This is a genomic window from Bacillus sp. 17RED48, from assembly GCF_019837545.1.
GTDB classification, from domain to species: Bacteria; Bacillota; Bacilli; order Bacillales; family Bacillaceae_G; genus Bacillus_A; species Bacillus_A wiedmannii.
In genome coordinates, this window is sequence record NZ_JADAXG010000006.1 from 227,476 (window position 1) to 239,296 (window position 11,821).

The 11,821-nt window shown below is 32.6% G+C and carries 11 protein-coding genes; all 11 read left to right on the plus strand.

All coding sequences use genetic code 11. The features are described 5' to 3' along the window. Positions 1-39: 39 nt before the first annotated feature. The 11 genes from fabZ to ILT06_RS22630 all read left to right on the plus strand — a co-directional run bounded on the left by fabZ (position 40) and on the right by ILT06_RS22630 (position 11,720). Entirely contained in the window at positions 40-474 is a 435-nt protein-coding gene (gene fabZ / locus ILT06_RS22580; protein ID WP_000931959.1) for a 3-hydroxyacyl-ACP dehydratase FabZ, read from the plus strand. Positions 475-821: 347 nt separating this feature from the next. Next, complete coding sequence (locus tag ILT06_RS22585) at positions 822-1,499, plus strand: CpsD/CapB family tyrosine-protein kinase (protein ID WP_149173779.1); 678 nt, start codon at positions 822-824, stop codon at positions 1,497-1,499. 277 nt (positions 1,500-1,776) lie between these two features. Next, positions 1,777-2,520, plus strand: coding sequence for a YveK family protein (locus ILT06_RS22590; protein ID WP_098111976.1), 744 nt, complete (start codon positions 1,777-1,779; stop codon positions 2,518-2,520). Beyond that, a complete protein-coding gene (locus ILT06_RS22595) occupies positions 2,510-3,211 on the plus strand; it encodes a CpsD/CapB family tyrosine-protein kinase (protein WP_149173778.1) in 702 nt (233 codons plus the stop codon). Before ILT06_RS22590 ends, ILT06_RS22595 begins: the two co-directional genes overlap by 11 nt. Before the next feature lie 106 nt (positions 3,212-3,317). Next, positions 3,318-4,085, plus strand: coding sequence for a tyrosine-protein phosphatase (locus tag ILT06_RS22600; protein WP_098111977.1), 768 nt, complete (start codon positions 3,318-3,320; stop codon positions 4,083-4,085). A 241-nt stretch (positions 4,086-4,326) separates the two neighbouring features. Further along, positions 4,327-5,208: a UTP--glucose-1-phosphate uridylyltransferase BpsC gene (bpsC, locus tag ILT06_RS22605; RefSeq protein ID WP_098111978.1), complete on the plus strand. Its 882-nt coding sequence runs from the start codon at positions 4,327-4,329 to the stop codon at positions 5,206-5,208. An 18-nt stretch (positions 5,209-5,226) separates the two neighbouring features. Beyond that, positions 5,227-5,907 carry a sugar transferase gene (locus ILT06_RS22610; RefSeq protein WP_149173777.1) on the plus strand — a complete coding sequence of 227 codons (681 nt, stop codon included), beginning with the start codon at positions 5,227-5,229 and terminating at the stop codon, positions 5,905-5,907. Between the two features lie 37 nt (positions 5,908-5,944). Further along, positions 5,945-7,186: a UDP-N-acetyl-D-mannosamine dehydrogenase gene (gene wecC / locus ILT06_RS22615; protein WP_088113902.1), complete on the plus strand. Its 1,242-nt coding sequence runs from the start codon at positions 5,945-5,947 to the stop codon at positions 7,184-7,186. Next, entirely contained in the window at positions 7,183-8,169 is a 987-nt protein-coding gene (locus tag ILT06_RS22620) for a glycosyltransferase family 4 protein (RefSeq protein WP_088113901.1), read from the plus strand. Before wecC ends, ILT06_RS22620 begins: the two co-directional genes overlap by 4 nt. Before the next feature lies 1 nt (position 8,170). After that, a complete protein-coding gene (locus tag ILT06_RS22625; RefSeq protein ID WP_179196810.1) occupies positions 8,171-9,460 on the plus strand; it encodes a lipopolysaccharide biosynthesis protein in 1,290 nt (429 codons plus the stop codon). A gap of 31 nt (positions 9,461-9,491) precedes the next feature. Then, positions 9,492-11,720, plus strand: coding sequence for an alginate lyase family protein (locus tag ILT06_RS22630; protein ID WP_098111062.1), 2,229 nt, complete (start codon positions 9,492-9,494; stop codon positions 11,718-11,720). The last annotated feature ends 101 nt before the right edge of the window (positions 11,721-11,821 follow it).

The following is an 11,821-nucleotide window of genomic DNA, read 5'->3' on the forward strand; positions in this document are numbered from 1 at the left end:
AAGTGGTAAGACCAATATTACAAAAGGGGCGATTGTTACATGCTAAATATAGAACAAATTAAAGAAATCATTCCTCACCGTTATCCATTTTTACTTGTTGATAAAATATTAGAAGTAGATGAAGGAAAAAGAGCGGTTGGAATTAAAAATGTATCCGCAAACGAAGAGTTCTTTAACGGGCACTTTCCTGACTATGCAGTTATGCCCGGTGTACTTATTGTAGAAGCATTAGCACAAGTCGGCGCAGTTGCGGTATTAAAGAAAGAAGAAAACCGCGGAAGACTTGCTTTCTTCGCAGGTATCGACAATTGTCGTTTCAAAAAACAAGTACGTCCAGGTGATCAACTTCGTTTAGAAGTAGAAATGACACGTGTACGTGGTCCAATCGGAAAAGGAAAAGCAATCGCAACAGTAGATGGTGAAGTTGCATGTGAAGCTGAAATTACATTTGCGATTGGTGATAAAAAGGAATAACAGAAATAAAAAATCTCCTTGTGAAAATGCAAGGAGATTTTTTTATTTCCACTATATATCGGTGTAATCATTAAAATGCAAACTAGTCAGAAAATTACTTGTGTATGGAAGGGGATTACCATATAATTGCTTTATTATTTATTCAAAAATTAGGATAAATGATAAGGGCAGAAAAGAAGTAAAGTCATTGTCATATTGTAAAGGTGTTCATATAAGACAAAGTAGAATGATATTGATTAAGATGAGATGTAGGGAAATCAGTGATACAAAATATTAATTAGACGTATGAAATCGAGCATAGAGAGAAAAAGGAGAAATGTCGCATTTCACAAAAGGAGACTATTAATATGTTCGGAAGAAAGAAAAGAAAACCATTACGACAATTAATTACGCATAAAGAGCCTAAATCACGTGTTGCAGAACAATATCGTAACATTCGTACAAACATTGAATTTACATCTGTAGATAGTCATGTTCGTTCTATTATTGTTACCTCGGCAGATCCAGGTGATGGAAAAACAACGACAATCGCAAACTTAGCAGTTGTTTTCGGACAACAAGGAAAGAAAGTCTTATTAATCGGAGCTGACTTGCGTAAGCCAACGATTCAAAACTTATTTGCCATTCACAATTCAAATGGATTAACGAACCTATTATCAGGACAAGCGAAACTGATGCAATGTATTCAAAAAACAGATATAGAGAATGTATACTTAATGGCGGCAGGTCCAATCCCGCCCAACCCAGCTGAACTATTAGGTAGCCGGATAATGGACGAGACATTACTAGAAGCATATAACATGTTTGATATTATTCTAATCGACACACCACCGGTTCTTGCGGTTACCGATGCACAAATACTAGCGAACAAATGCGAGGGAATCGTACTTGTCGTACGCAGTGAAAAAACAGAAAAAGATAAAATTGTAAAAGCGAAGCAAATATTAGACAAAGCGTCCGGTAAATTACTTGGTGTCGTCTTAAACGATAAAAGAGAAGAAAAAGAACAATATGGATATTATTAGAAAATAATGTATAGAATAGTAAATGAGAAAGCTGATAAATATTTTTATCAGCTTTTTTTGAATTTTTATAAAATTTTTTATTGCATTATACGAAAAAAATGATACAATAGAAATTTTGGAAATTCGTTGGAATGTGTTGTCATATTTAAGATTATTTTGTAAGATTATATGTGCTTGATGTCAATAAATGTAGAACTAAAATATTCAAAATAAAAAATGTAAGATTTATATGTTATAATTTTTCTTATGTGCAAATTTTAGAAAGTTGGAGGAACTTATGGAAGAAACAATTAGTTTGAAAGAGTTATTTCATATTTTAAAAAAACGTTTAGCGATGATCCTCGTAATCGCCTTTGGTGCTGCTATAGTAAGTGCTATCATTAGCTTCTTCTTCATGACACCAATCTATCAGTCTTCTACGCAAATTCTTGTTAATCAGAAGAAGCAAGAGGGTGCAATGATTCAAGCTGGTGAAGTTCAAACGAATATTCAATTAACGAATACATATAAGGTTATTATTAAAAGCCCAGTAATCTTAGATCAAGTGAATGAAAAATTAAATTTAAATATGACACAGCAAGCTTTAACGGAAAAGATTAATGTTGCGAATGAAAAAGATTCACAAGTCATTTCTGTAACAGCTGAGGATAAAGATCCAAAACTAGCTCGCGATATTGCAAATGCAACTGCGGATGTGTTTAAGGGTGAAGTTGCAAAAATTATGAACGTGGATAACGTAACGGTACTATCTAAAGCAGAAGTTGCAGAAAATCAATCTCCGATTAAACCACGTCCAATGTTAAATGTAGCAATCGCCTTCGTTGTTGGTTTAATGGCTTCAGTTGGTCTTGCATTCTTACTAGAATACTTAGATAACACAGTAAAAAAAGAAGAAGATGTAGAAAACTTACTTGGTTTACCAGTGTTAGGTATTGTAGCCCGTATGAATGAAGAAACAACAAGTTTGAAATCGCACGCTCCATCATCAAGAAAAGTGAGGGGACAAACAATTGGCTCTTAATTTATTTAAAAAGAAAAAACATCATCGTCAACGTCGTCAATTAATTGCTCATCAACAACCGAAATCACCAATTTCAGAACAGTATCGTAATATTCGAACGAATATCGAGTTTGCAGCTGTTGATACGAACTTACATTCATTAATGGTAACGTCTGCGAATCCAAGTGAAGGGAAAACAACGACAACAGCGAATATGTCAGTCGTGTTTGCTCAGCAAGGAAAGAAAGTATTATTAATTGATGCAGATATGCGTAAACCGGCAATGCATCAAATGTTCCAAGTGGATAATATTTTCGGGTTAACGAACGTATTAACACATAGTGAACGTTTAGAAAAATGTGTACAAACAACATCGGTTGATAATTTACACTTTTTAGCTTGTGGTCCGATTCCGCCAAATCCAGCAGAATTATTAGGATCAAAATCAATGCAAGAGCTTCTTGCACAAGCATATAGCCTGTATGATTTGGTTATTTTTGATTTGCCGCCAATTTTAGCTGTTACAGATGCCCAAATTATGGCGAATGTATGCGATGCTTCTATTCTTGTTGTTCGTAGTGAATCGACAGAAAAAGAAGCAGCAGTAAAAGCAAAAGGTTTATTAGAATCGGCAAAAGGTAAACTGTTAGGCGTTGTTCTGAATGATCGTGAACGTGAACAAAGCTTATATTATTACTACGGTGCAAATTAATTAAAAGAGTGAGATATGGGAAACATATCTCCTTTTTTCCCTTGAATATGAGATGTCTCATATTCAAGGGAAAAAAGATTTATATGAGAGAGGGAGGATGAAACAAATGATAGATTTACATTGTCACATTTTACCTGGTATCGATGACGGTGCACAGACAGTAACAGATAGTTTAGTGATGGCGCAAAAGGCAATAGAGGAAGGTATTCATACAATTGTCGCAACACCACACCATCAAAATGGAAAATATATAAATGAACGTACCTCAATTCTTCATCAAGTAAAACAACTAAATGATGAACTGCAACAACATAATATTCCACTTACCATTTTACCAGGGCAAGAGGTCAGGTTATATGGTGACATATTAGAAGACTATGAAGCTGGTAAAATCGTTACTTTAAATGAAACAAACAAATACATATTCATTGAATTTCCATCTAATCATGTACCTCGTTATGCAGAACAAATATTTTATGAACTACGTGTAAAAGGAATGATTCCAATTATCGTTCATCCCGAACGTAACGCCGAGTTAATTGAGAGGCCAGATAAGTTATATAACCTTGTCAATAAAGGGGCATTAACACAAGTGACAGCAGGAAGTCTTCTGGATAAATTCGGGAAAAAGATTAAAAAATTCTCACTACAACTTGTTGAACATAATTTAACCCATATGATCGCATCAGATGCACATAACACAACGTCAAGAGGATTTCATCTAGCAGAAAGCTATGAACTAATAGAGAAAGAATTCGGCGCAAGTATTATGAATGATTTAAGAGAGAATCCGTATTTAATAATTAGTGGGAAAGCAATTTATAAAGAAGATCCAGAACAAATTCGTCGTAAAAAGTTGTTTGGCATCTTTTAAATAAAGAACTGGTGATGTCTCCTAACCGTTATCAACGGAGGCACTCGGTCGTGCTGTGGGTAGAAATTTTTATTTCGAACCTACCTTAGACGCTTGTCGTCGGGAGTATGACGTGAGGATGGGTTGGATGCCCATAATTTATTTATAATAGAAACTCTACCTATGGAGTTATAAAAATGACTCTATAGGTAGGGTTTTTGTTATTGTTACATATAAATAAAAGGATTTAGGGGGGCTACAATTGAAAAAAGTAAGAAAAGCGATTATCCCAGCGGCTGGTCTTGGAACAAGATTTTTACCAGCGACAAAGGCGATGCCGAAGGAAATGTTACCTATCGTTGATAAACCGACAATTCAATATATAGTAGAAGAAGCGATAGAATCTGGAATTGAAGATATTATTATTGTTACTGGAAAAGGAAAACGTGCGATTGAAGATCATTTTGATCATTCTTTTGAATTAGAACAAAGCCTTTTAGAGAAGGGGAAGCACGAAATGCTTGAGAAAGTACAAGCTTCTTCAAGAATTAATATTCATTACATAAGACAAAAAGAGCCAAAAGGGCTTGGACATGCAGTATGGTGTGCGCGTAAATTTATTGGAAATGAGCCATTTGCGGTGTTGCTTGGTGATGATATTGTACAAGCTGAAACACCATGTTTACGTCAATTAATGGATCAATACGAAGGTACACAGTCTTCAGTTATTGGTGTACAAACAGTACCTGAAAATGAAACACATCGTTACGGTATTATCGATCCAGTTGAACAAAATGACCGTCGTTATCAAGTGCGCCAGTTTGTTGAAAAGCCAGCAGAAGGTACAGCACCATCAAATTTAGCGATCATGGGTCGTTACATATTAACACCTGAAATTTTTGCGTTCCTCGAAAATCAAGAAACAGGAGCAGGTGGAGAAATTCAATTGACAGATGCAATTCAACGATTAAATGAAATTCAACGTGTGTTTGCGTATGATTTTGAAGGTACTCGTTATGATGTTGGAGAGAAGTTTGGTTTTATTAAGACGACGATTGAGATGGCATTACAGCATGAAGAATTAAAAGAAGAGTTAGTGAAATATATGAATACAATAGTCAGCAAAGAGAAAGTATTTGTATAAAAGAGAGGAAGGTAAAATTTGGAAGAAAGAAATTTAATAAGTAAATCTGCAACTGAAACTATAGATACCGTTAGAAAGCAAAATGTTTTGTATTTATTAATGAAAAGAGCAATAGATATTGTAGGTGCAATTATAGGTTTAATTATATTCTCCCCATTTTTTATTATAATTCCCATTCTTTATATGTGTGGAGAGGGAAAAGGGCCGGTATTTTTTAGACAATCTAGAATCGGTAAAAATGGTGAATCTTTTGGTATATATAAATTTCGTTCCATGGTAATTGATGCTGAAGGAAAGCTAAAGCAAAATGAAGTGCTTTATAAAAAGTATATAGATAATAACTATAAACTTGAACCGGAAGAAGATCCTCGTATTACGAGTGTAGGGCGTTTTCTAAGGAAAACGAGCTTGGATGAATTACCCCAGTTTATCAATGTTCTTAAGGGTGACATGAGTTTAGTTGGGCCAAGACCAGTAGTTCAAGAGGAACTATTAGAATATGGGGAAAGAAAAGATAACTTTTTATCTGTGAAACCAGGAATTACAGGATACTGGCAGGTTAGTGGAAGAAGTGATGTTGGATACCCTGAAAGAGTAGATTTAGAATTGCATTATGTATACAATGCATCATTATTTTTCGATATAAAAATTCTATTTTTAACTGTAGTAAATGTGATACTGAGAAAAGGCGCTTATTAATTAACTTTATTGTTGTAAAATGGGAAGGGTGTTACAGATGAATGAAAAGATTTGTGTAGTAGGATTGGGTTATATTGGATTACCAACAGCAAGTTTATTGGCCACTAAAGGATTTCAGGTATATGGTGTAGATGTAAATGAATCTGCTGTAGAAATGATTAATAGTGGAAAAGTACATATTTATGAACCAGATTTAGATATTATGGTAAAAGCCGCTGTGCAAAGTGGAAATTTAAAGGCAGGAATTGTACCAGAAGCTTCAGATATTTTCATATTAGCTGTTCCAACACCGTTTAAGGGTGATCATAAGCCAGATTTAACTTATGTTGAACAGGCAACGAAAACAATAGCACCGTACATAAAACCAGGTGATTTAGTAATTTTAGAATCTACAAGTCCAGTAGGAACAACAGAAAAAGTGACAGAATGGATTTTAGAAGAGCGTGAAGATTTAACTGTGACAGAAGAAATTAACTCAAATAAAGGAGCTTTCTTTGTAGCACACTGTCCTGAAAGGGTATTACCAGGGCATATTTTAAGGGAATTAGTAGAAAATGATCGAATAATAGGTGGCATTAACCAAAATTCTACGAAGAAAACAGTAGATTTTTACAAGAAATTTGTCAAAGGTAAAATACTTGAAACAAATGCTAGAACAGCTGAAATGGCAAAGTTAACAGAAAACTCATTCCGAGATGTGAACATTGCATTTGCTAATGAATTATCTATGATTTGTGATGAACTTCATATTAATGTTTGGGAGTTAATAAATTTAGCCAATAGACATCCTCGTGTGAATATTTTACAACCAGGACCAGGCGTAGGTGGACATTGTATTGCTGTAGATCCTTGGTTTATTGTAGACGCAGCGCCAGAACAAGCTAAACTTATACATACAGCTCGACAGGTAAATGATTATAAGCCAGGTTATGTTATAGATAAGATTCGTGAAAAAGCAGATAAATTTAAAAATCCTATTATTGCTTGTTTAGGTTTAGCATTTAAGGCTAATATTGATGATTTGCGTGAAAGTCCGTCTGTTGAAATTGTGGAGCATTTAGCCAACCAGCAATTAGGGGAAATTATTGTATCTGAACCAAATATTCAACAACTACCTGAAAAATTAAGCAAATTAGGAATTAAATTAGATTCAACAGTTTCTACTATTTTAAAGGCAGATATAATTGTGTTATTGGTAGATCATGACGCTTATAAAGATATTGACCGTTTAACATTAAATGAAAAAGTTGTTATTGATACAAGAGGCGTTTGGAAATGAAGAAGAATAAATATTTTTTAATTGGCCCTTATCCCCCTCCTTTAGGGGGAGTAAGTGTCTATATTTATCGTTCGAAAAAAAGATTGGAATCAATGGGTGTTAAGGCTGAAGTAATAGATTTCTCGAGGATGTCAATTTATGAGAAGATTAAATTTTTGTTAATCACGAGTTTTCTGTCACCTTCGTATCATACATTTCATTTGGACGGATTTAAATTTCCTTTAATGTTAATGTTAATATTTAGGCCATTTAAATCTCATATCATTTTACATCATCACTCAATTCGAAGATTAGATAACCTAGGTAGGATTCAAAAATGGATTGCTAGGATATTTGTAAGAAAAATAGATGAATGTATTATGGTAGGAGCCCATTTGAAGGATGGTTATGTGAAAAATAACCTTCAATTACCAAAGAAAATAACTATTCAATCACCTTTTGTCCCTCCCCCAATGGAAGATGAACAAAAAATTATGGATACTTATTCATATGAAACTAAAAAATTTATAGCACAAGCACATCCTCTTATAGTGGGAAATGCTTCTGTAATTACATTTCATAATGGGTTTGACTTATATGGTTTAGATATAAGTATTAAAATGATTGATAAATTAAAAGAAAAGCATAAAGATATCGGATTAATTTTTGCTCTTGCAGAAATCGGTGACGAGGCTTATTTTGATGAAATTAAAAAAAAGATAAATTTAAGTGGGCTTGAAAATAATATTCATTTTATTACAGGACAAAAAGAATTATGGCCGCTTTTTAAACATGCAAATTTAATGGTGCGCCCAACATATAGTGACGGATATGGAATTAGTATAGAAGAGGCGTTATATTTGGAATGTCCAGCAGTTGCTAGTGATGTGTGTAAGAGACCGGAAGGAACGGTACTGTTTAAAAATAGAGATTTAGATGATTTTATAACTAAAGTAGAAAATAGCATAAGCCAGATGAATGGGGTATCGAAGGAGAAAGTATAATATGAAGCATCGTTTAATAACCCTTATTAACAAAATACGTAATAACCTAGTACAGTTAGGTAAAAAGGGTTTTTTTAGTTTGTTACTTACTAAATTCTTGATTCAATTTTTAGGATTCGGAAGTATTATATTAGTTGCTAAATTTATTAATCCTGAAAGTATGGCACAAATAAGAAGCTTACAAACATATTTAACACTAGCTGTTATACTAGGAACTTTCGGTCTAGATACCGCTATATTAAAGTTTTGTGCTGAGAAGAGAGAAGACAACCAAAAAGAGAAAATCCTTTCTTATTCTGTTCGGAATAGTTTGTTATTTTCTTTTGTATCCATTCTGTTATTTAATTTGTTTTTAATATTTATCTCTAAACAATATTCGATCCATTGGGTCATATATACTTTATGTGTACCAATATTAACTTTAACAAATATATTAATTAATTATCTCTTAGCTTTAAAAAAGGTTAATAAAATGGCTAGTATACAAGCGATTATAAAAGTGCAGGGTGCATTGTTTATAATTATTGGTACTTGGTTATTTGGTGTGAAAGGTTTTATTATCTCTACGGTTTTAGGATTGGCTATTGGTTTGTATCCTCTATTTAAAGAGGCGAATCCTGTGAAGAGATTAGACAATTCAAACATAGATATACCTAAGCAATTTTGGGGAATTGCTTTTTTTAGTTTTCTGGCTAATTTTGTAAATAACATAGGGAACTATGCAGATATTATTATTATGGATAACTTTATAACTGATCGTGTTGAAATGGGATATTATTCAATCGCAACAATATTTCTTCTAGGTGCTACTCAAATCACAGCAACTTTGCAAAATATATATACACCTTATTTGACAGAAAAAAGCAATGATTATAAAGGTTTAAAAGAGATGGCCTTTAATCTGCAAAAGAAGGCTATTATTTTAAGTGTAGTTGCAGGATTAGCGGTGTATATTGGTTCTTTAGTATTCGTTCCTTTCTTTTATGGGGAATCATACAAAAGTACAATCACATATACAGGAATACTCATGATTAAATATGTGTTGTATTCATCGTATGCTATTATGGGTGTTACCTTATTAGCGATGGGTAAGATGAAAGAAAATTTTTATGTGACATTTATCTCAGCACCTATTGCCTTATTGATTAATTATGTAGCTTCACAATACTTTGGCATTATAGGAATTGCATGGGCGCAAATAGCTAATGGTTTCATTATGTTGACTTTACAATATACAATAGTAATCCGTGTCTTTAAGAAATTAGACCAAAAAACCACTTTTAAAATTTAGAGAGATTATATAAATAGGAGAAGAATCTTTTATGCCTTATTATTTAAAAAAGGTTAAGGAATTAACCCCTAAAGAAGTAGTAGATAAAGTTAGCAAGAAAGTGAAAAATAAAATACTAAAAAAAACAGAGGAGTTAGTAGATAGGCATGCTTCTACTTATTCTAAAAATACTAATAGTTATGAAATTGAAAGTTTATTATCCGAGTACGTAATATATAATTTTTCTGATGCAGAAATCTTACAAACCCAAGGGATATCATCATTATATCTTAATCATTACTTTGACTTATTAGGATCTGGTTGGGAGAATATAAAATATAACATGGACTGCAAAGGAATAGAAGAGTTTAAATATAACGCTCCTGTAGTAGATTTAAATAATGATATCACATGCCTTATTAATGAGAAAAATAGGGGATACAGTAAATATTTGAGGGGTATGATATCGACTCACTATATTCCAATTGATTGGCGCTTAGATTTTAAGTCAGGTTATTATTGGGATTCACAGTTACATTATTCGAAAGTTTCCTATGGAAAGCATGTAGGAGTAGATGTTAAGGTCCCGTGGGAATTATCACGTATGCAGCATCTAGTTCAATATGTTTGGGCATATTTACTAGCCAAGCAAGGAAAAAAGGGTTTCGAAGAACCTGAAATATATGTGAATGAGTTTCAGGATGAAGTATTAGATTTTATCTCTATGAACCCTCCTAAATTTGGTGTGAATTGGGTTTGTACTATGGACGTTGCAATCCGAGCAGCAAATTGGCTACTGGTTTATGATTTATTTAGGGTACATGGTGTGAGTTTTTCTCAAGAATTCCAAAAAGTATTTAGTCTTTCTATATATGATCACGGAAAATTTATTTATAATCATTTAGAACGTGATGGCGAGGTACGCAATAATCATTACTATTCCAATATTGTAGGGTTATTTTTTATTGCAGCATATCTACCTGTAACAGGGGAAACAAAAGAATGGCTGTGTTTCGCATTTCAAGAAAATATTCAAGAGATGCAGAAACAATTTTATAAAGATGGAGCAAATTTTGAGCAATCAACAGCATATCATCGCTTATCAGGAGAATTAGCACTATATGCGACTTCTTTAGGATATGCATTGTCAGAAACTAAAAAAGACATTTTAAGAAAATATAGTATAGAGAAACACCTTTCAATTTGTAAGAAGAAAGGTTTTAATCATGATAAAAAAGGTTTTTGGAAAGTGCGAGAAGATGTATTGTTTCCCGATTGGTATATAGATAGATTAGAAAAAATTGCAGAATTTACTATGGATATAACTAAGCCTAATAAAGAAATTATCCAGTTTGGTGATAATGATAGCGGGCGATTTTTTAAGATACAACCAACATACCAGAAAATGTATGTGAAAAATGCCAAAGAGTTATATTTAAATTTAAAAAATTATAATGCACTTGGTGATGATAAAATCTATTGGGATGAGAAATTCTTAGACCATCGTTATTTAGTAGCTGGAATTAATGCATTTTTTGAGAGAGCTGATTTTTACCAGTATGTGAATGGGGAATCGATAGAATATAAGATAGTAAAAGATTTAATACAAGGAAGAATTAAAGAGAAAAATAAACAAAGTCAACATATAAGCTATAAAAATACGTCGATAAATCTATTAAATAAAGTAGATGAGAAAAATATACGTTTATTTAAAGAAAGATCGCAATTTGTTGAATATGTCTATCCAGCAAATTTGAACCTGATAGATAACCTGAAAATTATTTCTTATCCCGAGTTTGGTATGTACATTTACACTTCCAATAATTTATATTTAGCAATTAAATGTGGACCTCTTGGAAGTAGTGGAAAAGGTAGTCATGATCATAATGATCAACTTAGTATTGAATTGACGATTGATGGGAAAGAAATTATAAAAGATCCTGGAACGTATTTATATACAGCTATTCCTGAAAAAAGAAACTTATTTAGATCTACAGGTGCACATTTTACACTTCAAATGGATAGTAAAGAACAAAATGATTATTATCAAGGGTTACCAGGATTATTTATGCTAAAAGAAAATACACAAAGCAAGTGTCTAGAGTTTGATTTAACAAGATTTATAGGATGTCATAGTGGATTTGGAGAGAAAGTATATAGAGTTATAGACATTTTGCATGATAGAGTAGTTATTTCTGATTATGGTTCTAATCAAAGGATTAAATATTTTAATTATTATTCGAGTGGTTATGGGAAAATAATTTGCTTAACTGGGAGATAATATGATAAAGATCAATAATTAGATTGTTTATAGAGTAAAAATAGATGGGGTCTAAAGTAATGATTATCAAGTAATTGTATACATGTATGTTTTAAATATGC